21 protein-coding genes and 1 tRNA gene are annotated in these 24102 nt (G+C 70.5%); 10 read left to right on the top strand and 12 right to left on the bottom strand.

The genetic code is table 11. The annotated features are described in order from the left end of the window. Window positions 1–92: 92 nt before the first annotated feature. Window positions 93–166 (bottom strand) — tRNA-Leu (locus OEY_RS0118495). A 110-nt stretch (window positions 167–276) separates the two neighbouring features. Between OEY_RS0118495 and OEY_RS0118500 the strand changes: the two genes are divergently transcribed. Both OEY_RS0118500 and OEY_RS0118505 read left to right on the top strand, forming a co-directional pair. After that, window positions 277–891: an ANTAR domain-containing response regulator gene (locus tag OEY_RS0118500; protein ID WP_003937895.1), complete on the top strand. Its 615-nt coding sequence runs from the start codon at window positions 277–279 to the stop codon at window positions 889–891. Window positions 892–1046: 155 nt separating this feature from the next. After that, window positions 1047–2372 (top strand): ABC transporter substrate-binding protein, encoded by a 1326-nt coding sequence (locus OEY_RS0118505; protein WP_010595309.1) that lies wholly within the window; start codon window positions 1047–1049, stop codon window positions 2370–2372. A 53-nt stretch (window positions 2373–2425) separates the two neighbouring features. Here OEY_RS0118505 and OEY_RS0118510 read toward each other — a convergent pair whose 3' ends face one another. From OEY_RS0118510 to OEY_RS0118525, 4 genes are read right to left on the bottom strand one after another with little or no spacing between them, the layout of a single operon-like run. Further along, complete coding sequence (locus OEY_RS0118510) at window positions 2426–3241, bottom strand: ABC transporter ATP-binding protein (RefSeq protein WP_026137906.1); 816 nt, start codon at window positions 3239–3241, stop codon at window positions 2426–2428. 5 nt (window positions 3242–3246) lie between these two features. Next, window positions 3247–4287 carry an ABC transporter ATP-binding protein gene (locus OEY_RS0118515; protein WP_010595311.1) on the bottom strand — a complete coding sequence of 347 codons (1041 nt, stop codon included), beginning with the start codon at window positions 4285–4287 and terminating at the stop codon, window positions 3247–3249. Further along, window positions 4280–5269 carry a branched-chain amino acid ABC transporter permease gene (locus OEY_RS0118520; RefSeq protein WP_010595312.1) on the bottom strand — a complete coding sequence of 330 codons (990 nt, stop codon included), beginning with the start codon at window positions 5267–5269 and terminating at the stop codon, window positions 4280–4282. The genes OEY_RS0118515 and OEY_RS0118520 overlap by 8 nt, the downstream gene beginning before the upstream one ends. Window positions 5270–5274: 5 nt before the next feature. Beyond that, window positions 5275–6621, bottom strand: coding sequence for a branched-chain amino acid ABC transporter permease (locus tag OEY_RS0118525; RefSeq protein ID WP_010595313.1), 1347 nt, complete (start codon window positions 6619–6621; stop codon window positions 5275–5277). A gap of 201 nt (window positions 6622–6822) precedes the next feature. Here OEY_RS0118525 and polA point away from each other — a divergent pair, with 201 nt between their 5' ends. Continuing rightward, window positions 6823–9546 (top strand): DNA polymerase I, encoded by a 2724-nt coding sequence (polA, locus tag OEY_RS0118530; RefSeq protein ID WP_010595314.1) that lies wholly within the window; start codon window positions 6823–6825, stop codon window positions 9544–9546. Between the two features lie 57 nt (window positions 9547–9603). Here the strand turns inward: polA and trxA are convergent, their stop codons facing one another. The 3 genes from trxA to OEY_RS0118550 all read right to left on the bottom strand — a co-directional run bounded on the left by trxA (window position 9604) and on the right by OEY_RS0118550 (window position 11868). Next, window positions 9604–9975, bottom strand: coding sequence for a thioredoxin (gene trxA / locus OEY_RS0118535; RefSeq protein ID WP_003937902.1), 372 nt, complete (start codon window positions 9973–9975; stop codon window positions 9604–9606). A 128-nt stretch (window positions 9976–10103) separates the two neighbouring features. Beyond that, window positions 10104–11111: a GlxA family transcriptional regulator gene (locus OEY_RS0118540; RefSeq protein WP_010595315.1), complete on the bottom strand. Its 1008-nt coding sequence runs from the start codon at window positions 11109–11111 to the stop codon at window positions 10104–10106. Window positions 11112–11349: 238 nt separating this feature from the next. Then, window positions 11350–11868, bottom strand: coding sequence for a 2'-5' RNA ligase family protein (locus tag OEY_RS0118550; protein WP_010595316.1), 519 nt, complete (start codon window positions 11866–11868; stop codon window positions 11350–11352). 19 nt (window positions 11869–11887) lie between these two features. Between OEY_RS0118550 and OEY_RS0118555 the strand changes: the two genes are divergently transcribed. From OEY_RS0118555 to OEY_RS0118575, 5 genes are all read left to right on the top strand, one after another. Next, the gene (locus tag OEY_RS0118555; protein WP_010595317.1) at window positions 11888–12982 is read left to right on the top strand and encodes an isocitrate/isopropylmalate dehydrogenase family protein; all 1095 of its coding nucleotides are present in this window, start codon (window positions 11888–11890) and stop codon (window positions 12980–12982) included. 121 nt (window positions 12983–13103) lie between these two features. Beyond that, on the top strand, window positions 13104–13433 hold the full coding sequence (locus OEY_RS0118560) for an antibiotic biosynthesis monooxygenase (protein WP_043805561.1): 330 nt from the start codon (window positions 13104–13106) through the stop codon (window positions 13431–13433). Between the two features lie 122 nt (window positions 13434–13555). Beyond that, window positions 13556–14428 (top strand): ABC transporter substrate-binding protein, encoded by an 873-nt coding sequence (locus tag OEY_RS0118565; protein ID WP_010595319.1) that lies wholly within the window; start codon window positions 13556–13558, stop codon window positions 14426–14428. A 14-nt stretch (window positions 14429–14442) separates the two neighbouring features. Continuing rightward, window positions 14443–15429 (top strand): amino acid ABC transporter permease, encoded by a 987-nt coding sequence (locus OEY_RS0118570; protein WP_010595320.1) that lies wholly within the window; start codon window positions 14443–14445, stop codon window positions 15427–15429. Next, window positions 15426–16187 (top strand): amino acid ABC transporter ATP-binding protein, encoded by a 762-nt coding sequence (locus OEY_RS0118575; protein WP_010595321.1) that lies wholly within the window; start codon window positions 15426–15428, stop codon window positions 16185–16187. Before OEY_RS0118570 ends, OEY_RS0118575 begins: the two co-directional genes overlap by 4 nt. 13 nt (window positions 16188–16200) lie before the next feature. Here OEY_RS0118575 and OEY_RS0118580 read toward each other — a convergent pair whose 3' ends face one another. The 3 genes from OEY_RS0118580 to OEY_RS0118590 all read right to left on the bottom strand — a co-directional run bounded on the left by OEY_RS0118580 (window position 16201) and on the right by OEY_RS0118590 (window position 20702). Further along, entirely contained in the window at window positions 16201–18996 is a 2796-nt protein-coding gene (locus OEY_RS0118580; protein WP_010595322.1) for an AMP-binding protein, read from the bottom strand. Window positions 18997–19095: 99 nt separating this feature from the next. Then, a complete protein-coding gene (locus tag OEY_RS0118585) occupies window positions 19096–19785 on the bottom strand; it encodes a TMEM175 family protein (RefSeq protein WP_010595323.1) in 690 nt (229 codons plus the stop codon). A 68-nt stretch (window positions 19786–19853) separates the two neighbouring features. After that, window positions 19854–20702 carry a class I SAM-dependent methyltransferase gene (locus OEY_RS0118590; RefSeq protein ID WP_010595324.1) on the bottom strand — a complete coding sequence of 283 codons (849 nt, stop codon included), beginning with the start codon at window positions 20700–20702 and terminating at the stop codon, window positions 19854–19856. A 221-nt stretch (window positions 20703–20923) separates the two neighbouring features. On the opposite strand from OEY_RS0118590, the gene rpsA reads away from it, so the two are divergent. Further along, a complete protein-coding gene (rpsA, locus tag OEY_RS0118595) occupies window positions 20924–22387 on the top strand; it encodes a 30S ribosomal protein S1 (protein ID WP_010595325.1) in 1464 nt (487 codons plus the stop codon). A gap of 172 nt (window positions 22388–22559) precedes the next feature. Here the strand turns inward: rpsA and OEY_RS0118600 are convergent, their stop codons facing one another. Continuing rightward, entirely contained in the window at window positions 22560–22775 is a 216-nt protein-coding gene (locus tag OEY_RS0118600; protein WP_010595326.1) for a hypothetical protein, read from the bottom strand. Between the two features lie 216 nt (window positions 22776–22991). On the opposite strand from OEY_RS0118600, the gene coaE reads away from it, so the two are divergent. Beyond that, window positions 22992–24102 (top strand): dephospho-CoA kinase (coaE, locus tag OEY_RS0118605; RefSeq protein ID WP_029540104.1); only part of this gene is annotated, 1111 nt, incomplete at its 3' end.

Genomic DNA, 24102 nt, shown 5'->3' on the forward strand with positions numbered 1-24102 from the left:
GGTTTCGTGTTCGCGTCGCCGGCGCTGCGGGCGCACCGCGAGTCGGAGGCCGGCGGTGTCCCCATTCCGGCCGGAGGCCGGCAGTGTGGCGGTGCCCCCGGTGAGACTCGAACTCACACTGGACGGGTTTTGAATCCGTTTCCTCTGCCAATTGGGATACGGGGGCGTCGTGCGCAGACCACTGTAGAAGATCGGTGACGGCCGTCGGCCACCGGTACCCTTCTAACGTTCCACCCCCTCCACGGGGGCCGCCCGAGCGACAGGAGATGGCCGACGATGACAGCCGCCCCGCACGAGAATCCCGCTCAGCCGCGGCGCGTCGTAGTAGCCGAGGACGAGGCGCTGATCAGGCTCGATCTGGTGGAGATGCTCCGCGAGGAAGGCTACGAGGTGGTCGGCGAGGCCGGCGACGGGCAGCGGGCGGTCGAACTGGCGGAGCAGCTGAAGCCGGACCTGGTCATCATGGACGTGAAGATGCCCCGGCGCGACGGCATCGACGCCGCCTCGGAGATCGCCGCCCGGCGCATCGCACCTGTGGTCATTCTCACGGCGTTCAGTCAGCGTGAGCTCGTCGAACGCGCCCGCGACGCCGGCGCCATGGCGTATCTCGTCAAGCCGTTCTCGAAGACCGATCTCGTTCCGGCGATCGAGGTGGCAGCGAGCCGGTTCGCGGAGATCCGTGAACTCGAGCGCGAGGTGGCGGGGCTGACCGAGCGGTTCGAGACCCGCAAACTCGTCGACCGTGCCAAGGGTCTGCTCATGGACAAGCACGCGATGACCGAGCCCGAGGCGTTCCGCTGGATCCAGCGGGCGGCGATGGACCGGCGCACCACGATGAAGCACGTCGCGGAGGTGGTCATCGAGACGCTGGGCGGCGCCGCGGCGGGATGACGGAGCTTCCCGTTACGCCGGTGTCAATTCTTCGATAACGGTCGCGTCACAAGGATTTCGCCCGGGTTCGCGGAACGCGTGGGGCGGATAGGTTTCTGGCCACGTCCCGGTGACGTATCCGGAGACGGTGTGCATGCCGACCGAAGGAGAGTTGGATGGCCAGACGGACCTTCGTCCGCGCCGCTGCGGTGTTCGGAGCAGCGTCTCTCGCCCTTGCGGGGTGTAGCTCGGACAGCGACGATTCCGCCACGGGCGGTTCCGGTGACAGCGCAGCGTCGGCGACGACCGTGACCACCGACTGCGAACCCGCGCAGGCGACCGCCGGGGCCACCCCGGTGACGACACCGCTCAAGATCGGCACCCTGCTACCCGAGACCGGCAGCCTCGCCTTCCTCGGGCCGCCCGAGGTGGCGGCGGTGCGACTCGCGGTGGACGACGTGAACGCCGCCGGCGGTGTGCTGAACCAGCCGGTGGAACTGATCACCGGCGACTCGGGCGACACCACGACCGACACGGCGAATTCCACGGTGGACCGGGAGCTCGCGGCGGGAACCCAGGTGATCGTGGGCGCGGCCTCGTCGTCGGTGTCGTTGAAGGTGATCGACAAGATCACCGGCGCCGGGGTGGTGATGTTCTCGCCGGCGAACACCTCCGACCAGTTCGTGTGTTACCCCGACAAGGGGCTGTACTTCCGCACCGCCCCCACCGATGTGCTGCAGGCCCAGGCGCTGGCGCAGCTGATCTCGGACGACGGTGCCCAGCGGGTGTCGATCATCGCGCTCAACGACCCGTACGGCACCGGCCTGGCCACCAACACCCAGAACAACCTCGTCGAGGCCGGCGTGCCGGAGGATCAGATCCAGAAGATCATCTACGACCCCAACGCGCAGTCCTTCAACGCCGAGGTCGACCAGATCAAGAACTTCGGGCCCGACGCCGTGGCGCTCATCGGGTTCGAGGAGTCCGCGAAGATTCTCACCCGCATGCACGAGGTGGGCATCGGGCCGGCCGACGGGATGCTCGTCTACGGCGTGGACGGAAACATGGGCAATGCCCTCGGTGAGGCCGTCGCGCCGGGACTGCTGGACACGATGCGTGGCACCACGCCGCTCACGGACGTCGGACCGGACTTCCAGAATCGGCTCCGGGCCGTCGATCCCGCGCTGATCGACTTCAACTATTCCGGCGAGTCCTACGACGCCGTGGTGATCTCGGCGCTCGCGGCGGAACAGGCCGGTTCCACCGCCGGTGTGGACATCGCCGCGAACATCAACGACGTCACCCAGGGCGGCACGACGTGTACCAGCTACCAGCAGTGCGTCGATCTGCTGCGCGGGGGCCAGGACATCGACTACGACGGTGTCACCGGCCGACTCGAGTTCACCGACGCCGGCGAGCCGGGGATCGGATCGTACGGGCACCTGGTGTTCGGGCCGGACAACACGCTCACCACGGAGGACTACATCGTGGTCGGTGAGTGACGACGACTCGGTGGGCGGGCCGGGAACCGGATCGGTTCCCGGCCCGCCCAGCGTCAGTTGTGCTTCTGCTCCCTGCTGCCGGCGAGCGTCCCGAGGTACAACTCGACGACCTTCGGGTCGTGCATGAGGTTCGGTCCGGTGTCGGTGTAGGCGTTGCGGCCCTGGTCGAGCACGTAGCCGCGGTCGCAGATCTGCAGGCACCGGCGGGCGTTCTGTTCCACCATGATGATCGACACCCCCGCGGCGTTGATCTTCTTGCAGCGGATGAACACCTCGTCCTGGAACATCGGCGACAAGCCCGCCGACGGTTCGTCGAGCAGCAGCACGGACGGATCCATCATCAGCGCCCGGCCCATCGCCACCATCTGCCGCTCACCGCCGGACAGGGTCGCGGCCTTGACCTTGCGGCGCTCACCGAGGAGCGGGAACAACTCCGCGACGAACGCGAACCTTTGGTCGAATTGCTTGGGCCGCAGGTAGATTCCCATCTCGAGGTTCTCCTCGATGGTCAGTGACGGGAACACGTTGCGGGTCTGCGGCACATAGCCGAGCCCCTTGCGCACCAGGACGTGCGCGGGAGCGGCGGTGATGTCGTCGCCACGCAGCGTCACCGTGCCGCGTCGCACGGGGATCAGCCCGAACAGCGCCTTGAGCAGGGTCGACTTGCCGGCACCGTTGGGTCCGATGATGCCGACGATCTCGCCGTCGCGGAGGAAGAAGTTGCAGCCGCGCAGGATGTCGACGCCGGGGAAGTACCCGGCGACGATGTCGTCGGCGCGCACCAGTGCCCCCTCGGCGAGGCGGGCGTGTTCCTCGGCGGTGGCCGCGCGCTCGGCCGCGGTCGTCTGCGCCGGTTCGGGGGGCGGCATCTCGCTCACGGCTTCTCCTGCGTCGGAGGCTCGGTACCGGGCTCGGGCCGTCCGGTCCCGTCGGGCAGGTCGGCGAGGACGGTGGCGTCCGGCTCGGACAGGTCGCCACCGGTCTCGAGGGTCTGGGCCTCGGCCTCCTCCATCGCCACGGCGAGCGCGGCCGTGGCGCCGACGGGGTTGCCCTCGTCGTCGAACTCGAGCACCTGGTCGTGGTGGCTGCCCAGGTAGGCGTCGACGACGGCCGGATTCGAGGACAGCTGGTCCGGCGGAGCCTCGGCGATCACCGATCCCTGCGCCATCACCACCACCCAGTCGGAGATGTCACGGATGACGTCCATGTCGTGCTCGACGAACACGACGGTCGTGCCGTCGTCGCGCAGGGTTTTGATGTGCCCGAGGAGTGTCTGCGTCAGCGCGGGATTGACCCCGGCCATCGGCTCGTCGAGCATGACCACCGCCGGTTCGGTCATCAGGGCCCGGGCCATCTCGAGGAGCTTGCGCTGCCCACCGGACAGGGAACCGGCCAGGTCGTCGGCCTTCGCGTCGAGGGCGAACCGCGCCAGCATCTCGCGGGCACGTTCGGTGACGGCACGTTCCTGCCGGTGCCACGTCCACGGCAGCAACGCTGCGAGCATCCGTTCCCCCCGCTGGCCCGTCGCACCGAGCCGCACGTTGTCGAGCACGGTCATCTTCGACAGCGCCTTGGTGAGCTGGAACGTCCGCACGATCCCGCGGCGCGCGAGCTGGTGCGGGTGCAGACGTCCGAGCGACGTCCCGTCCATGCTCCAGGTCCCCGTGTCGGGTCGGTCGAAGCCGGTGAGCAGGTTGAACAGCGTGGTCTTGCCGGCGCCGTTCGGCCCGATCAGGCCGGTGATGCAGCCGCGCTGGATCTCGAGGTGCGCCACGTCGACGGCCCGGAGACCGCCGAAGGTTCGGGAGAGCGCGTCCACCACGAGGACCGGATCCGGTTTGGCCGCGCCGGGCTCGCGGGCCACGGTGTCGAACAGGGCGGAACGCTGTGCCGCGGGCAGGGGCGCGTCAGGCATCGAGCTGCACCTCCCGCTTGTTGCCGAGGATGCCTTGGGGCCGGAACACCATCATGACGGCGATGAGCACGCCGAGGAGGATGTAGCGCATCGCGCCGACCTGCTGCTCGGACAGGGCCAGCAGCGGGTCCGGACCCGAGATGGCCTGGCGCAGCAGGGCATCGGGAATGGTGAGCAGGAACCAGAACAGCATCGCGCCGAGGACGGGACCGAACACGGTGGCGGCGCCCCCGAGGATCAGGGCGCCGAAGGCGAAGAACGTCTGCGCGGTGGAGTAGAAGTCGGGGTTGATCGACTTGGTCTGCAGCGCGTTGAAGATGCCACCGAGCCCGCCGATCATGCCGCCGAGCACCAGCGCCTGCATCTTGTACACGAAGACGTTCTTGCCGAGCGATCGGGCGGCGTCCTCGTCCTCGCGGACGGCCTTGAGCACTCGCCCCCACGGGCTGTGGCTGAGCAGGTACACCAGCCCGCACAGCGCCAGCACCAGGGTCCAGCCCACGACCATCGCCCACAGGTCGTCGCCGTAGAACCGCATCCCGAGCAGCGAGTACTGCCGCCCGGGGTCGAACGGGCTGAGCCGGGTGAACGGTCCGGCGAACCCGAACAGTCCGTTGGTCGAGCCGGTCACCGGATCCGATGCGGTGGAGCGGAACACCAGCCGCAGGATCTCGGAGGCGGCGATGGTGACGATGGCGAGGTAGTCGGCGCGCAACCGCAGGGTGGGGATGCCCAGCACCAGAGCCAGCAGGGCCGACGCCGCCAGGCCGACGAGGATGCCGAGCCACAGGGGCTGGTCGTAGGTGACGGTCATGATCCCGACGCCGTACCCGCCGAGCAGGGCGAATCCGATCTGGCCGAAGTTGAGCAGTCCGGCGTACCCGAAGTGCAGATTCAGTCCGATGGCGAGCAGCGCGTAGAAGATCGCCGACGGCCCGATCAACTGGGCGAAGGAAACCTGGAGAACGGCAACGAGATCCACGGCGCTCACCCCCCCCTGGCCCGGCTGCCGAGAATGCCCTGCGGACGGACGACGAGGACGACGATCAACACGAGCAGGCCACCGATGTACTTCAGGTCGGGGTTGATGATCAGCGTCGACAACTGCACGAGCAGGCCGACGATCACGCAGCCCAGCAGCGCCCCGTACGCGGTGCCCAGCCCGCCGAGGGTGATCCCGGCGAACATCAGCAGCAGCAGCTTGAAGCCCATCTCCCACTGGACGCGGCCGCCGAGCTCGGACAAACCGAACAACACCCCACCGAGGGCCGCGAGTCCGCCGCCGAGTCCCCACACGAACCGGACGACGCGTTCGACGTCGATGCCCGAGGCCGCCGCCAGATCCCGGTTGTCGGCCACCGCGCGCATGGCCTTGCCGATGCGGGTGCGCTGGACGAGCAGGGCGACCCCGACGAGCACGGCGAGGCTGACGACGATGCACGCCAGGTTCACCGGGGTGATCGCGATCGGGCCCCATTCCAGCTGGCGCTGGCCCTGGTAGTCGGCGAACGGCTCGGCCCGGTCGGAGAACAGCGCGAGGATCAGGTAGCGCAGCGAGATCGCGAGGCCGATCGACACGACGAGCTGGGCGATCAGGCCGGTGCGCCGCCGCCGCAGGGGCGCCCAGATCAGCCCGTTGTTGAGCAGGCCGATGGCGATGCCCACCGCGATGGCGAGCAGCGTCGCGGGGATCAACTGGATGCCCAGGCTCACGTTGAAGATCCACGCGGCCACCGCGCCGAGGGTCACGAGTTCCCCGTGCGCGAAGTTCGTCAGGCCGGTGGTTCCGAAGATCAGACTCAACCCGACCCCGGCGATCGCGATCACCAGGCCGAACCGGAGTCCGTCGACGACGGTGCGGATCACCGTCTCCCACCCGGAGGTGCCGAACCCGGAACGCGACTCGCCGAACGAGAAGATGACCGTGTTCGCCCGCCCGGCGACGACGTCGCGCTGGACGGTGGCCTGCACGCTGACCTCGTCGGGGAGGGACTGCTCGTCCACCTCGAACGTGTAGGTGCCGGGGGGCACGGTCAGCTCCCACCGGCCGTCGGCGGCCGAGGTCGCTTCGGCGACCTCGGCGCCCGTGGTGTCGCGGGCCCGGACCGTGACCCCGCCGAGGCGCTGCCCGGCGTTGTTGAGGCTGCCGCTGACCCGCACCCCCTCGCTCGGCTGCGGAGCGGTGGTGACCGGTGCCGGCGGGGGCGTGGGCTCCTGCGCGACCGCGGTCCCGATCCCGGCTCCGAGACCGGCGAGCGCGAGCAGCAGCAGCAGGAGTGTCGGGGCGAGCCGAGGGACCGGCCATCGCTCCCGGAGCGGCACGAATGGGGCCACGCAGGTCCTCCGGATCACGTCGGGGTCGTCGTGCGCGCCGCCGGGGCACCGGCGTCGTGGAACCGGACTTTAGCGGCTGCAACAGCGTTCCACGGCGCTCTGCGATTTCCGCCGCGTATCTGTTCTGTTTCGCCGCGCCGCGCCGCGCACACGGTCGCGGTGGGTCCGGGTTGTCCGAGCCGGTCCCTAGACTGAGGAACCGTGACTCGCGCATCGACCTCCTCCGCACCCGCCGCCTCCGGCGGCGACCGACCGACCCTGTTGCTGCTCGACGGGCATTCCCTGGCGTTCCGCGCGTACTACGCCCTGCCGGCGGAGAACTTCAAGACCCACAGCGGCCAGACCACCAACGCGGTGTACGGGTTCACCTCCATGCTCATCAACCTGCTGCGCGACGAGCAACCCACCCACGTCGCCGCCGCGTTCGACGTCAACCGCGACACGTTCCGGGCGACGGCGTACCCCGAGTACAAGGCCAACCGCAGCTCCGCGCCGGACGAGTTCCGCGGTCAGATCGACATCACCAAGGACGTGCTCGGGGCCCTGGGTATCCCGGTGATGGCCGAGGCCGGTTTCGAGGCCGACGACATCATCGCCACCCTGGCCACGCAGGCCGCGGCCCAGGGATATCGGGTGCTCGTCGTCACCGGCGACCGGGACTCCCTGCAGCTGGTCACCGACGACGTCACCGTCCTGTACCCCCGGCGCGGAGTGTCGGACCTGACGCGGTTCACGCCGGCGGCGGTGGAGGAGAAGTACGGGCTGACCCCGCAGCAGTACCCGGACTTCGCGGCGCTGCGCGGGGATCCGAGCGACAACCTGCCGTCGATCCCGGGCGTGGGGGAGAAGACCGCCGCCAAGTGGATCCGCGAGTTCGGGAGCCTCACCGACCTCGTCGACCGCGTCGACGAGGTCCGAGGGAAGACCGGCGACGCCCTGCGGGCGCACCTGTCGAGCGTGCTGCTCAACCGTCAGCTCACCGAGATGGTGCGGGACATGACCCTGCCCTACACCCCCGACCAGCTGGCGCTGGCTCCCTGGGACCGCGACCGCATCCACCGGTTGTTCGACGACCTCGAGTTCAAGGTGCTGCGCGACCGGCTGTTCGCGACGCTCAGCTCGGTCGAACCCGAGGCCGAGGAGGGCTTCGAGGTGCGCGGCGGCGTGCTCGAGCCGGGCGCGCTCACCGGGTGGCTGGCCGAGCATGCCGGGCCGGGTGCGCGGCACGGGATCACCGTGCTCGGGTCCTGCGTTCCGTACGGCGGTGACGCCACGGCCGTGGCGATCGCCGCGGCCGACGGGGAGGGGGCGTACGTGGACACCACGACCCTCACGCCCGAGGACGAGACGGCGCTGACCGGCTGGCTGGGCGACGCGGCGGTGCCCAAGGCGTTGCACGAGGCGAAGGCCGCCCTGCACGCACTGCGAGGCCGCGGCTGGACGTTGGCCGGGGTCACCAGCGACACCGCCCTCGCGGCCTACCTGGTACGTCCCGGTCAGCGCAGCTTCAATCTCGACGACCTGTCCCTGCGCTACCTCAAGCGGGAACTGCGGGTCGAGGAGTCGGGGGAGCAGCAGCTCTCGCTGCTCGACGACGCCGATGCCGCGGACGCGAAGGCCGCCGAGTCGGCGATTCTGCAGGCCCGGGCGGTGGTGGACCTCGCCGCGGCCCTGGACACCGAACTCGAGGAGATCGAGTCCACCGCCCTGCTGACCGACATGGAACTGCCCCTGCTGGGGGTGCTCGCCGACCTCGAGACGACCGGCATCGCGGTCGAGGCCGAACGGCTGGAGGACCTGCAGTCCGGCTTCGTCGCGGACGTCGCCGCCGCCGCGTCGGCCGCCTACGACGTGATCGGCAAACAGATCAACCTCGGCTCACCGAAGCAGCTGCAGGTGGTGCTGTTCGACGAGCTGGACATGCCGAAGACGAAGAAGACCAAGACCGGCTACACCACCGACGCCGAGGCGCTGCAGAACCTGTTCGAGCAGACCGGGCACCCGTTCCTCGAGCATCTGCTCGCCCACCGGGAAGCGATGAAGATGAAGACCACGGTCGACGGTCTGATCAAGTCCATCGCCGACGACGGCCGCATCCACACCACCTTCAACCAGACCGTGGCGGCCACCGGCCGGCTCTCCTCGACCGAGCCGAATCTGCAGAACATCCCGGTGCGCACGGAGGCGGGCCGGCACATCCGCGACGCGTTCGTCGTCGGCCCCGGCTACGACCTGCTGCTCACCGCGGACTACAGCCAGATCGAGATGCGGATCATGGCCCACCTCTCCGGGGACGAGGGGCTGATCGAGGCCTTCAACACCGGCGAGGACCTGCACAGTTTCGTCGGCTCCCGGGCCTTCGGGGTGCCGATCGAGGAGGTCACCCCCGAACTGCGGCGGCGGGTCAAGGCGATGTCGTACGGCTTGGCGTACGGGCTCAGCGCGTACGGGTTGGCGCAGCAGCTGAAGATCTCCACCGACGAGGCCCGCGAACAGATGGAGGCGTACTTCAACCGCTTCGGCGGCGTGCGCGACTACCTGCACGCCGTCGTCGAACAGGCCCGCAAGGACGGCTACACCTCCACCCTCTACGGCCGCCGCCGCTACCTGCCGGACCTGAACAGCGACAACCGGCAGCGCCGCGAGGTCGCCGAACGCGCCGCGCTCAACGCCCCGATCCAGGGCACCGCCGCCGACATCATCAAGGTCGCGATGATCGACGTGCAGACGGCGCTGCGCGAGGCCGGACTGCGTTCGCGCATGCTCCTGCAGGTGCACGACGAGCTGGTGCTCGAGGTGACCGCCGACGAGCGCGAACGGGTGCAGCAGCTGGTGCGGGACAAGATGGCCTCGGTCATCGAACTGTCCGTCCCGCTGGACGTCTCGGTCGGGTCCGGACGCAGCTGGGACGCCGCCGCGCACTGACCGCCCGGCGCGGGCAGGCGCACTCCCGGTCGCGCCGGGAGTGCGCCGGAGCCGGTGCTAGCCCTGCTTCTGGTTCTGTTCGGCGATCTGCCGGCGTACCTCGTCCATGTCGAGGGCCTTGACCTGGGTCACGAGATCCTCGAGCGCGGCCGGCGGCAGGGCCCCGGCCTGGTTGAACACGAGGATGCCTTCCCGGAACGCCATGATCGTGGGGATGGACCGGATGTTCGCCGCCGCCGCGATGCCCTGTTCGGCTTCGGTGTCGACCTTGGCGTGCACGACGTCCGGGTGCTTCTCCGAGGACGACTCGAACGTGGGGGCGAAGGAGCGGCACGGCCCGCACCACGACGCCCAGAAGTCGACGAGGACCACGTCGTTACCGGTGATGATGTCGTCGAAGTTCTGCTGGGTGAGAGTCTGGGTGGCCACAGGGATCCTTTCGGTCGGGTACTGATCGCGTCAACGTCCCGTCGCGACCGTTTCTTCCCGCGGGTACCCGCTCCGGCCGGGGATACCCACCTCGCCGACACCGCGGCGGGCCCCGACCTCGGGGCGGATCATCGCCCGAGGCCGGACCCGGCGCGGAACGTGCGACGGTAGGTGTGCGGCGTGGTGCGGCGCAGACGCAGGAAGTGCTGCCGCAGGACCGCGGCGGTCCCGAACCCGACGCGGTCGGCGACCGCGTCGACGGGCAGGTCCGTGCTCTCGAGCAACCGCTGGGCGGCGAAGACCCGCTGATCGCGCAACCAGCGGGCGGGCGTCGTCCCGGTCTCGGCCAGGAACCGCCGCGCGAAGGTCCGCGGGGACATGTGTGCCTTCGCGGCGAGCGCCGCCACGGGCAGATCCTCGTCGAGGTGCTCGGTCATCCAGTCGAGCAGCGGCGCGAGGGTTTCGGCGGGTGCCGTCGGCAGCGGCATGGCGACGTACTGGGCCTGCCCGCCGTCGCGGTGCGGCGGGACCACCATCCGGCGAGCGATGCCGTTGGCCACGTCGGAACCCTGCTCCCTGCGCACGATGTGCAGGCACAGGTCGATGCCGGCGGCGGTGCCGGCGCTGGTGAACACCGGGTCGTCGTCGACGTAGAGCACGTCCGGATCGACCTTCGCGGACGGGAAGCGTGCGGCCAGCTGCGCCGCGTGGCGCCAGTGGGTGGTGCAGCGGCGATCGTCGAGCAGCCCGGCCGCACCCAGGACGAAGGCACCCGTGCACAGGCTCGCGACCCGCGCGCCGCGATCGACCGCGGCGCGCAGCTTCGCGAACAGTGGCTCCAGATCGGTGATCTCGCCGCCGGCGCCGCACACGAACGACTCGTCGCGGTCGGCGATCCCGGTGCCGCCGGCGGGAATGACGATCAGATCCGCGTCGTCGAGGCGATCGAGGTCGTAGGGGACGTCGATCGTGTACCCGAATCGGGTGGTGACCGGGTGGGGACTGCCCGCGACGAGGCTGAAGTCGTACACGGGCAACCCGTCGTCGGAGCGGTCGAACCCGAACACCTCACAGGCGACACCGAGTTCGAAGACCTCGGTGCGGGGAAGTAGCGGCACGACCACCGTCGTCAGCATGTCACCCAGTCTGCCATCGGATTGGCCGGAAAACGACGCTACATGTCGTTCCTGCCGCTGTCGGCAGGGGGGCCCCCGGGCGAGGCTGAGACCATGACCGTCCTCCTGCTCGTCCTCGTCGTGTTCGTGGTGCTCGACGCCCTGGCGCTGACCGGCCGGACGCCCGACACCCACCGTGAGGAGACCCAGTTCGGCGACTACCGCGTCTGATCCGGGACCGGCCCGCGTCGGCGCGGCGTCACACCACCCGCCACTCGCGCCGCGCCTCGCCGTCCCACCGCCGGATGCCCGCCGACACGCCCGTCAGCTCCCGGGTGCCCGCACGGGTCGCCGTGAGCGCCGAGCCGAGCCGGCCCGGCGGCACCCGACGGGCCAGGGTCACGTGCGGGGTCCACTCGCCGGGCCGGATGTGCGGGGGAACACCCGGACAGCCGTCGATCAGCTCGAACACCACCCGCTGCAGCTCGAGCAGTTCGGCCGTGGGCACCACCAGCCGCGCCACCGTCGCGGTACGCGAGCCGAACAGCACCATCCCCCCGAGCCGCACCGGCAACGGCTCGCCCGTGATCCGCTCCCGCATCGCCCCTTCCACCCCCGGTGGGATCGATGCGGCGACCGCGAGCGTGATGTGCGGGCGGTTCGACTCGGACCGGTTGCGGGCCTGACTGACCAGCCCCACGTCCAGCAAGCGCGCCCATTCCTCGCGGACGGCCTGATCCAGGCGGTCGTCGAGGAGCAGTTCCACCGACTGCACCATGGTAGGTAATGATTGCCCCATGACCGACGCCGTCGCAATCCCCGCCCCGCACCGCATCGGACTGCTCGAGGGAGACGGGATCGGTCACGAGATCGTCCCGGCCGCCCGGCGGGTGGTCGACGCCGCCGTCGCCGCCTCGCACGGCCCGCAGATCGACTGGGTGCCGCTGCCGCTCGGCGCCGATGCGATCGCCACCCACGGCACCCCCACCCCCGAGTCCACCCTCGACGCCCTCGCCGGCCTGGGCTCGTGGATCCTCGGACCGCACGACAGCGCGGCCTATCCCGACCCGTTCCGGGCCCAGCTCACGCCGGGCGGACAGATTCGCAAGCGGTTCGGCCTCTACGCCAACATCCGTCCCGCCCGCGCCCTGCCCGGCGTCCGCGCCGTGTCACCGCACATGGACCTCGTCATCGTGCGGGAGAACACCGAAGGGCTCTACGCCGACCGCAACATGGCCGTCGGCAGCGGCGAATTCATGCCCACCCCCGACGTCGCGCTCGCCGTCGGCGTCGTCACCCGGGCCGCCTCCGAACGCATCGCCCACACCGCCTTCCGGCTCGCCGCCCGTCGTCGCCACCGCCTCACCATCGTGCACAAGGCCAACGTGCTGTCCCTGACCACCGGCCTGTTCCGGGACGTGTGCCGAGAGGTCGGCGCCCGGTATCCGTCGGTCACGGTGGACGACGAGCACGTCGACGCCATGGCCGCCCACCTCGTCCGCCACGGCGGCGACTACGACGTCGTCGTGACCGAGAACATGTTCGGCGACATCCTCTCCGACCTCGCGGGCGAGCTGTCCGGCTCGCTCGGCACCGCGGCGTCGATCAACGCTTCCGACACCCAGGCCATGGCGCAGGCCGCCCACGGGGCGGCCCCCGACATCGCCGGCCGCAACCGCGCCAATCCCACGGCCCTCATCCTGTCCGCCGCGATGCTCCTCGACCGGCTCGGCACCGTCCACGACCTGCCCGAGTTCGTCGCCGCCGCCCGCCGGATCGAGCACGCCGTCGAGGCGACCGTCGAGGCCGGCGTGGCCACCGCCGATCTCGGGGGACTCGCCTCCACCGCGGAATTCACCGAGACCGTCGTCGCCCGCACGCTGCGTCGCTGAGCTCGCAGCTCGAGTCGTCGCTGAGCTCGCAGCTCGAGTCGTCGTTGAGCTCGCAGCTCGAGTCGTGGCCGAGCTCGCAGCTGTTGACCTCGAGTCGGCTCGAGGTTCTAGCGTGGCCGCCATGACCACCGAGATCCTGCGCATCGACAAGTTCGCCGTTCCCGCGGCCGCACGGGAGACCTTCCTCGCCGCGGTCCACGAGACCCACCGCGACCTGCGCACCCAGCCCGGCATCCGCGGCGACGACGTCGTCGAACTGTGCTCCGGGCCGAGCGAATACAACATCGTCACCGTGGTGCGCTGGGCGGATCCCACGGCGCTGCACGAGGCCCGGACGGTCCTGCAGGAACGCCACGCCCGCCGGGGGTTCGACCCGGCCGCGTTCCGCCTCGAGCTCGGTGTCGTCGCGGACGTCGGCAACTACGTACCGGTCGACCCCGGTACCCGGTAGGCAGGTACGACCGGCGCCGCCGGGTCTGTTCGGAGCGGATTCCGCAATACGGGCCCGCCGATGGATACTGTGCGGTTGTGGACGAACCAGCATCTCCCGGACCGACCGGCCGTCGACGCCTCATGGCGGGCCTGCTCGGTGCGCTGCTGACGGCCGCGGTCCTGTCCGGCTGCGTCGTCAACACCGAGTCGACCGTGCCGCCCGGTGACCGGGTCGGCGCCGATCGGGTCGATGCGGTCGCCGACCAGCTCCCGGCGACCGTCGCGGCGACCGGCGAGCTGAAGGTGGGCGTCAACGTGCCCTACGCCCCGAACGAGTTCAAGGACGACGACGGCCGCATCGTCGGTTTCGCCGTCGAACTCGTCGAGGCCCTCGGCGACGTTCTCGGCGTGCGCCCGGTGTTCAACGAATCCGACTTCGACCGCATCATCCCCGCCGTCCAGGCGGGCACGTTCGACATGGGCTCGTCGTCGTTCACCGACACGAAGGAACGCGAGCAGTCCGTCGACTTCGTCACCTACTACAGCGCCGGGGTGCAGTGGGCGCAGCGCGTCGGTGACGACGTCGACCCCGACAACGCGTGCGGGCTGCGCGTCGCGGTGCAGACCACCACCTACGAGGACATCGACGAGGTGCCCGCCAAGAGCGAAGCCTGCGTCGCCGCGGGCAAACCCCCGATCGACAAGGTCAAGTACGACAGCCAGGACGAGGCCACCAACGCCCTCATCCTCGGCCGCGTCGACGCGCTCTCGGCCGACTCGCCGATCACTGCGTACGCGATCGCCCGCAGCGACGGCCGGCTCGAAACCGCCGGACCCGTGTTCGACGCCGCTCCCTACGGTTTCGTCGTCGCGAAGGGCTCGCCTCTCGGACCGGTTCTGCAACAGGCGATGCAGCACCTCATCGACTCCGGCGTCTACGCGCAGATCGCGCAGCGGTGGGGCATGGAAGAAGGAACCATCGACACCGCGCAGATCAACGCGGCGACGAGCTGACCGAAAGGGGTGCGATGAGCGACCGTCCGACCTCCCTCACCGGACCGGAACCGCAGACCGAACCGGAAACCATCGAGGCCGTGCCGCTGCGACGGCCGGGCCGTTGGATCGCCGGCATCGTCGTCGCCGTGCTGCTGGCGCTGTTCCTCTACGGCGCCGCCACCAACGAGGCCTACCGCTGGGACGTGTACGCGCAGTATCTGTTCGACCGGCGCATCACCGAGGCGGCCTGGAAGACCGTGCAGCTGACCGTGCTGGCGATGCTGCTCGCCGTCCTGCTCGGCGTGCTCCTCGCGGTCATGCGCCTGTCCCCGAACCCGGTGCTCAAGACCGTCTCGTGGGTGTACCTGTGGATCTTTCGCGGCACCCCCGTCTACGTGCAGTTGGTGTTCTGGGGCCTGTTCCCCTCGATCTACAAACAACTCGACCTCGGCATCCCGTTCGTGCACCAGTTCGTGCACATCGACCTGCAGGGCATCAACGCCGCCTTCCTGTTCGCCGTGATCGGACTCGGCCTCAACGAGGCCGCCTACATGGCCGAGATCGTGCGCGCCGGGATCGGCTCGGTCCCCGAGGGCCAGACGGAAGCCTCGGTGGCGCTCGGCATGTCGTGGTCGCAGACCATCCGCCGGACGATCCTGCCGCAGGCGATGCGGGTGATCATCCCGCCGACGGGCAACGAACTCATCAGCATGCTCAAGACCACCTCCCTGGTCGCGGCGGTGCCGTACAGCCTCGAGCTCTACGGCCGTGCCCGCGACATCTCCGGCGCCAACTTCCAGCCCATTCCGCTGCTGCTCGTCGCCGCCACCTGGTACCTGGCCATCACCAGCCTGCTCATGGTGGGCCAGTACTTCCTCGAACGGCACTACTCGAAGGGCCTGAGCCGCCAGCTCACGACGCGGCAGTTGCAGGCCCTCGCCGACGCGCAGGGCAAGCCCGTGCCCGTCGAGCCCGGCGCCGCGCAGGCACCCGACATCCCCGGAGGAGAACGTCGATGACGCCCATGGTCCAGGCCGACCGGGTCTACAAGAGCTACGGCGCCCTGCGGGTGCTCAACGGCATGTCCCTCGAGGTGCCCGACGGCACCGTCGCCTGCCTGATCGGACCCTCCGGATCCGGCAAGTCCACCTTCCTGCGCTGCATCAACCACCTCGAGAACATCGACGCCGGCCGCCTGCACGTCGACGGCCACTTCGTCGGCTACGCCGAACGCGGGGGCAAGCTCTACGAGCTGAGCCCGCGCGCGGCGGCCAAGCAGCGCCGCGAGATCGGCATGGTCTTCCAGCACTTCAACCTGTTCCCGCACCGCACGGCCCTCGAGAACGTCGTCGAGGCGCCCGTGCTGGTGAAGAAGATGCGTCGCCCCGACGCCGTCGCACTGGCCCGGGATCTGCTCGACAAGGTCGGGCTCGCGGCCAAAGCCGACGCCTACCCGGCTCAGCTCTCCGGCGGCCAGCAGCAACGCGTGGCCATCGCCCGCGCCCTGGCCATGGAACCGAAGCTCATGCTCTTCGACGAGCCCACCTCCGCCCTGGACCCCGAGCTCGTCGGCGAGGTGCTGGCGGTCATGCGGGACCTCGCCGCCGGCGGGATGACGATGATGGTGGTCACCCACGAGATGGGCTTCGCCCGCGAGGTCGCCGACCAACTGGTGTTCATGGACGGCGGCGTGGTCGTCGAAGCCGGCCCGCCGCAGGAGTTGCTGCGCAATCCGCAGCACGAACGGACGAAGTCGTTCCTGTCGAAGCTGCTCTAGCGTCCGGGCCCGCTCAGCGGCCGCCGTCGGGTTCTCCGCAGTGCGCGGCGATCACGGCGCGCGCCGCACGCCCGAGCGCCACAGCGGCGTCCCAGCTGTCCCCGGACGGCAGGATCGGCTCGCCGACGACCAGGTGGACCGCCCCGCGGTGGATGATCCTGCCGTGCTCGGGCCACATCATCGCGCGGGTGCCGGTGATCGCGACCGGGACCACCGGAAGACCCGCCCGCGCCGCGATCACGAACGCGCCCAGGCGGAAGGACCGCAGCCCGGGGACCTCCGAGAGTGCGCCCTCGGGGAAGACCACCAGGCGCCCCCCGGTGCGGGCCACCTCGACCAGCCGGTCCGCGTCGGCCACGCTCTGTTCGCGTTCGGTGCGCTCGACGAACCGCGTCCCGAGCCGCCGCAGGAGGAACCCGATGAACGGTTTGCGCTCGAAGACCTCACCGGCGACGAACGTGTAGCTGCCCGGCAGGACCGCCGACATCGCGATGGCGTCCAGGAAGCTGGCGTGGTTGGCGACCACCACACAGTCCGGCAACCGCTCGAGATGCTCGGTGCCGTCCGCGGTCACCGGGGTGCGAGTCAGGCGCGCGAGGGCCCGTGCGGCCCGGCCCGCGGCCGCGCGGCGCGCCGAAAGGCGAGGCAGCACCGCCACGGCGACCAGGGTCGGCAGGCCGACCACGACGACCGTCGACCAGCACCACAGGGCGAACGCCCCGGTCCGGACCAGGTGTGCCGCGCGCCGCAGGCTCGGGACCGCGCCGCGGACGGCGAACCGGGTCAGTTGCCACCACACCGGCCGGGGACGGGCCCGCATGTCGCCCTGTTCGTAGCGTTCCCGGGTGGCCGACCGGCGGATCTTTCCGCTCGAGGTCTTGCGCACCGTTCCGGGCGGGGCGAGCACGATGTCGTCCGGCGGGGTCCCGAGCAGGTCCACCGCGGCCCCGACGATGCGTTCCCGGAGCCGGTCGAGGACGGCCGCTTCGGTCTCGCGTGTCTCGGCCAGAACGACCAGGCGCTCGGTGCCGCCCGTCTGCGCGGTGGTCGCGAACACCGCCACGCAGCCCTTCCGGATGCCGGGGATCTCGCCCACCGCCCGCTCGAGTTCCTCCGGGTGCAGGTTGCGGCCCGCCCGGATGACGAGGTCCTTGACGCGACCGGTGACGTAGAGTTCGCCGCCGTCGAGATAGCCGAGATCGCCGGTGTCGAGCCACCCGTGCCGCGACAGTGCCCGGGTCGCCTGCGGATTGCGGTAGTACCCGGCGGTGGCCGAGGGGCCGCGGAACTCGATCCGGCCCTCGCGCCGGTCGCCCAGCACGTTCGAAGCCGAGTCGACCACCCGGATCCGGTGCCCCGGGAGCGGGTGGCCGCAGGCGACGAACCGCAACGGGTTCGGATCCTCGTCGCCGGCGGGCACCGCGCGGCCCGTCCGCAGGAAACGCTCGCGGTCGACTCGGTCGATCACCGGGCCCCGCCCGACGGGCGGGAAGGTCAGTCCGACGCATGCCTCCGCCAGCCCGTAGACCGGGGCCACGGCCTCACGGCGGAGCCCGTAGGCGGCGAAGCGCTCGCAGAACCGGAGCACCGTCTCCGCATTCACGGCTTCGGCACCGTCGAACAGCATGCGCAGCGAGCCGAGATCGAGCCCGGCGACATCGGCGTCGGCGATTCTGCGCAGGCACAACTCGTAGGCGAAGTTCGGCGCCGCCGACAGGGTCCCGTGCTGGGTGTGGATCGCCCACAACCACCGCTCCGGCCGGCCGAGGAATTCCAGCGGCGACATCACCGCCACCGGCACCGCGAAGTACAGGCCCGACAACCACGCGCCGATCAACCCCATGTCGTGGTAGAGGGGCAGCCAGCTGACGAACACGTCGGAGGGGGAGACCTCGGCGGCCGTGCCCATCGCCCGGATGTCGGCGAGCAGATTCGCATGGGTGAGGGTCACGCCCTTGGGATCACCCGTGCTGCCGGAGGTGTACTGCAGCAGTGCGATGTCGCCGGCGGCGCGGGCGGCGCCGGCGGCCTCCCCGTACCCGGCCAGTTCACCCGGGGTCACGACGTGGCGCACCGTCTGCACCTGGCCGGCCGTCAACCGGGCCAGGCCCGCGGCCTCCGGGTCGGTGACCAGCACACGGACCCGGGCATTGTCGAGGATGCGCACCTGGCGACGGAGGTGGTCGGCGAGCTGGGACGGACGTGCCGGCGGGTAGACCGGGACGGGGACACCGCCGGCCAGGAGCACGCCGGTGAACGTCGTGAAGTAGTCCCGGCCCGTGGGCAGCATCAGACCGACCGCGTCCCCGGGGCGCAGATCGCGGGCGAGCAGTGCGGCGGACACGGTGCCGGCCGCCGAGTACAGCTCGCCGTAGCCGATCTCGCTCCGGTGTCCCTCGGTGAGGATGCGCAGGTGGACACGATCCGGATGGGTGCGGGCGTGCCAGGAGAGCGCCTCGGTGAGGGTGGCGGTCGCCTCCGGGGTCCGTTCGGCGGGTGCCGGCGCGGCCCGCCGCGCGGGCACCGGACCGCGGCGCTCCCGCGCGGGTGCGCGGTGCACCGCCTGCAGGAGCTGACGCGGGGTGCTCACGGTGCCGAGCGCCTCGCGGGGCAGGCGCACCGCGAAGGCCTCTTCGACACGGGAGAACAGTTCGGTGACCGCGAGACTGTCGAGGCCGAGATCACGATCGAAGACGCTGTCGAGGCGCGTGCCGGCGGCGCGGTCGATCGTGTACCGCTCGGCCACCAGATCGCGGACCACCGACAGCAGCAGGGCATCGTCCTGCCCCGAGATCGTAGGCTCGCTCACTGTCGTCTCGCCGCCTGTGGGAGGGACCGGTCGTCCTGCTGCCCAACATAGGCGCGAGTGCGGGCGACGAGAAGGGCCGAAGGCCCCCGGCCGGCCGGTTCACCCCGGTCCGGTGCCCGTTCGGTGCCGGCGGACCCGGAGAAGCCGGAACGGCTCGGCGAGCAGGAGCACGGCGGCCGCGAGATAGAACGCCACCGCGAGCTGCGGCAGGAACGCCGCCAGCACGGTCGAGGCGGCCATGAGTACCGCCGCCGACCACCGCTCGCGGGCCAGCGTCGGCAGTTCGGCGCGGCCCGCCTCGTCGGTCAGGTCGGCGGCGCGCACGGCGTAGACGACCAGCACGTTGCTCATCAGGATCGCCAGGGTCAGGTTCAGGCCGAACGCCACCGTCGCCGGTCGTCGCGCCGCGTCGGCCAGGTGGGTCGCCATCAGGCTGGTGGTGAACGGCAGGAAGGAGACGAACAGCAGCAGCAACAGGTTCAGGCGCAGGAAGACCGCGTCGGCCGCCCGCAGCACGCGGGTGAGGTTGATGTGCTCGACCCACACCCCACCGATGAAGGCGAAGCTGACCAGGTATCCCAGAAACGAAGGCCATTCGGCACGCAGGTCCTCGAGCAGCCGGGTTGCCGATTCGGGTACGTCGAGTTCGAGGACGAGCAAGGTGATGACGATCGCGAACACTCCGTCGGAGAACGCGTCGAGCCGCGTGGTGGGCAGCAACCGGCCGCCGCGTCGCGGGGTGTCGTGGCGCGGGCGCGGCGCGCCGGAATCGTCCTCGGCGGGCGTCACCCCACGACCATGACACAGGCGGGTTCGGCGCAGTGGACGATCGGGGGGCGCCGGTGTTCGCGGTCGGATCAGCCCGGCTTGCGGCTGCAGAAGATGGCGGTGCCGGGAAACAGTTCCCCCCGCAGCGGGCTCCACTGGCCCCACTCGCGGTCGAGCCCCTCCGGCCATTCGGGTTCGACGATGTCGCGGATCTCGAGGCCGGCCGCGACGAGTTCGCGCACCCGGTCCCCGATGGTGCGGTGATGCTCGACGTAGGTGGGAACCCCGGTCGCGTCGACCTCCACGTACGGGGTGCGATCGAAGTACGGCAGCATCGCGGTCAGCCCCCGCTCACCCGGATCGTCCGGGAAGATCCAGCGGATCGGATGGTTGACCGCGAACACCCAGACCCCGCCCGGGCGCAGCACCCGCGCGACCTCCCGCATGACCCGTGCCGAGTCGGCGACGAACGGCACCGCCCCGAACGCCGAGCACACGATGTCGAAGCTCTCGTCCGCGAAGGGCAGATCCTCCGCACCGGCCTGCACGAGCGGCACCCGCGGTCCGCCGCGGTCCATCGCGGCCTGCCCGCGCGCGAGCATCCCCATCGAGATGTCCAGCCCCACCGCCCGGGCGCCCCGGCCGGCGAGCCAGCGGGCGCACGGCGCCGAACCGCAACCCACCTCGAGGACGTCCCTGCCGGACACGTCGCCGAGCAGGTGCACATCGTCCTCGTGCAGTCCCTCCGGGCACCACACGAACTCGCCGTCCGCCGAGTCCACACCGAGGAACTCGCCGTGGGTGCGGTGGTAGTCCGCGGCGTCGGCGTCCCACCAGGTGCGGCTCGCACGTTCGCTGTCCCTCGTGCCGAGGCGGGCCCGACCTGCGCGGGTCGTTCCCAGGACGGACTGGGCGTGGGCGTGACGGTCGTCGGACATGTCGTTCAGGGTAGAGCCGCCGGACGGGCGACACCGGCCCGGGTTTGCCCAGCTAGCACCGGGACGCGTAGCCTGAGGGTCGCGAGTGTCCGCCCGTGGCCCGACAGGATCCGGCGCGGTCGCCCGCGGCGGGGTGTGCGCGGCGTTCGCGCGGCGCGCGGTCCGCTCGTCCGACCGAACTTCATCAACCGACTACCAACCCGTCCGGAGCAACTCAACACATGCCCTCCACCACCGTCACCTCGCCGCAGGTAGCCGTCAACGACATCGGCTCCGCCGAGGATTTCCTCGCCGCCATCGACGCCACGATCAAGTACTTCAACGATGGCGACATCGTGGAAGGCACCATCGTCAAGGTTGATCGCGACGAGGTGCTGCTCGACATCGGTTACAAGACCGAAGGCGTCATTCCGTCCCGTGAGCTCTCCATCAAGCACGACGTCGACCCCAACGAGGTCGTCTCCGTCGGCGACGAGGTCGAGGCCCTGGTTCTCACCAAGGAGGACAAGGAAGGCCGCCTGATCCTGTCGAAGAAGCGTGCGCAGTACGAGCGCGCGTGGGGCACGATCGAGGAGCTCAAGGAGAAGGACGAGGCCGTCAAGGGCACCGTCATCGAGGTCGTCAAGGGCGGCCTGATCCTCGACATCGGCCTGCGTGGCTTCCTGCCCGCCTCGCTCGTCGAGATGCGTCGCGTCCGCGATCTGCAGCCGTACGTCGGCAAGGAGATCGAGGCCAAGATCATCGAGCTCGACAAGAACCGCAACAATGTGGTCCTGTCGCGTCGCGCCTGGCTCGAGCAGACCCAGTCCGAGGTCCGCAGCGAGTTCCTGCACCAGCTCCAGAAGGGCCAGGTCCGCAAGGGCGTCGTGTCCTCCATCGTCAACTTCGGCGCGTTCGTCGATCTGGGCGGGGTGGACGGCCTGGTGCACGTCTCCGAGCTGTCCTGGAAGCACATCGACCACCCGTCCGAGGTTGTCGAGGTCGGCAACGAGGTCACCGTCGAGGTTCTCGACGTCGATCTGGACCGGGAGCGGGTGTCGCTCTCGCTCAAGGCCACCCAGGAAGACCCGTGGCGTCAGTTCGCCCGGACCCACGCGATCGGCCAGATCGTCCCCGGCAAGGTCACCAAGCTGGTTCCGTTCGGCGCGTTCGTGCGTGTCGAGGAGGGCATCGAGGGCCTGGTGCACATCTCCGAGCTGGCCGAGCGCCACGTGGAGGTTCCGGACCAGGTCGTGGCCGTCGGCGACGACGCGATGGTCAAGGTCATCGACATCGACCTCGAGCGTCGCCGCATCTCGCTGTCGCTGAAGCAGGCGAACGAGGACTACAACGCCGAGTTCGACCCGTCGAAGTACGGCATGGCCGACAGCTACGACGAGCAGGGCAACTACATCTTCCCCGAGGGCTTCGACCCCGAGACCAACGAGTGGCTCGAGGGCTTCGAGAAGCAGCGCGAGGAGTGGGAGTCCCGCTACGCGGAGGCCGAGCGTCGCCACAAGATGCACACCGCTCAGATCGAGAAGATGGCTGCGGACGAGGCCGCCGAGGCCGCCGCGGGTGTCTCCGGCAGCAACTACTCGTCCGAGACGGGTGCGGAGACCGGCGTCGCCGAGTCGACCGGCGGTTCGCTGGCCAGCGACGCGCAGCTCGCCGCGCTGCGCGAGAAGCTGTCCGGCAACGCCTGACACGTTCGATCGAGGGGCCCCGCACCGATCCGGTGCGGGGCCCCTCGCGTGTGCCGCCCGGAATGGGCGGACGGAAGGGCGGCGGGCACCGGCGCCGGACACCACTGTGGCCCCGCTCCACGAGGAGCGGGGCCACAGTGGTGTCCGGCGCGCCGACCGGGGCCGGAACTGGTCAGCTCACCGCCGGGGTGGTGGCCCACTGGGCCGGCAGCTCGGCGGCGCGTTTGCGTATCGCCGCCTGGCTGTGGCGGGCGTTGCTGAGCAGCATGGTGAACCAGTTTCGCCGGTGTTCGGCGAGCGCGGCGGCCACCTCGGGGATGAGGATGCAGTGAACACCGTTCTCCATGCCGAGACGATGCCGACCGGGCAGCTGAGGGGAGGATCGCATGCGGTGCCTTCTCGAGTGGGGCGGGTAACGACGGTGGTCGGACGCTCGGTCCGACGATATCCGACGCGCCGATGATACTGGGGCAGGTGAGACCGGTGCGATCGGCGTGTTGCCGCCGAAACCGCAGGTCGCGACCTCTCTGTGACCCTGCTGTGACTGCAGTGTGACGACCGGCCGGTGTCCCGCCGCCGGGCCGGTGATGCGACACTGGTCGGCGTGCTGAGACTCGGACTGACCGGAGGTATCGGGGCGGGCAAATCCACCGTCTCCCACGAACTCGTCGCGCTGGGGGCGGTGCTCGTCGACGCGGACACCATCGCCCGCGAAGTCGTCGCGCCGGGCACCGAGGGCCTGGCCGAACTCGCTGCGGCGTTCGGCGAGGACATCCTGCTGCCGGACGGATCCCTGAACCGGCCCGCCTTGGCCGCCAAGGCCTTTGCCAGCGACGAGGCACGGGCGGTGCTCAACGCGATCACCCACCCCCGGGTAGGGGCACGCACCGCCGAGCTGGTCGCCGCCGCCCCGGCCGACGCCGTCGTCGTGCAAGACATCCCGTTGCTCGTCGAGGGAGGCATGGCGCCCGCGTTCCACCTCGTCGCCGTGGTGCACACCGACGCCGACGAGCGGCTGCGCCGTCTGGTCGAACTACGCGCGATGCCCGAGGACGATGCGCGTGCCCGCATCGCCGCCCAGGCCACCGACGAACAGCGCCGTGCCGCAGCGGATGTCTGGTTGGACAACAACGGCGAGCGCGACGTCCTCGCCGCGGCCGTGCGCAGGCTGTGGACCGAGCGGCTCGTGCCGTTCGAGGCGAACCTGCGCGGCCGCGTCCCCGTGCGGCCGGCGCCGGTGCTCGTCGATCCGAACCCGGACTGGCACCGGCAGGCGCAACGGCTGATCGCCCGGCTCGCGCTCGCCGCCGGGGGCCGCGCGCTGCGGATCGACCACATCGGTTCGACTGCCGTGCCCGGTCTGGCCGCCGTCGACGTCCTCGACCTGCAGATCACCGTGCCGGACCTCGCCGCGGCGGAGGCGCTCGACGACGCCCTGGCCGGGGCCGGCTTTCCCCGCATCGCCCACGTCGACCACGACGAGCCACAGCCGTCGTACGGTGCCGGCGGCGAAACCGATCCGGCGGTGTGGGGCATGCGACTGCACGGCAGTGCCGACCCGGGCCGGCCCGCGTACGTGCACCTGCGGGTGCAGGGCTGGCCGGGCCAGCAGTTCGCGCTGCTGCTGCGGGACTGGCTGCGCGCGGACTCCGACGCGGCCACCGAGTACGCCGAGATCAAGCGGGCCGCGGCCCGCGACGCGGCGGGCCCGCCCC

This window comes from Rhodococcus sp. P14, from assembly GCF_000256505.1.
In the GTDB taxonomy this organism is placed as follows: domain Bacteria; phylum Actinomycetota; class Actinomycetes; order Mycobacteriales; family Mycobacteriaceae; genus Rhodococcus; species Rhodococcus ruber.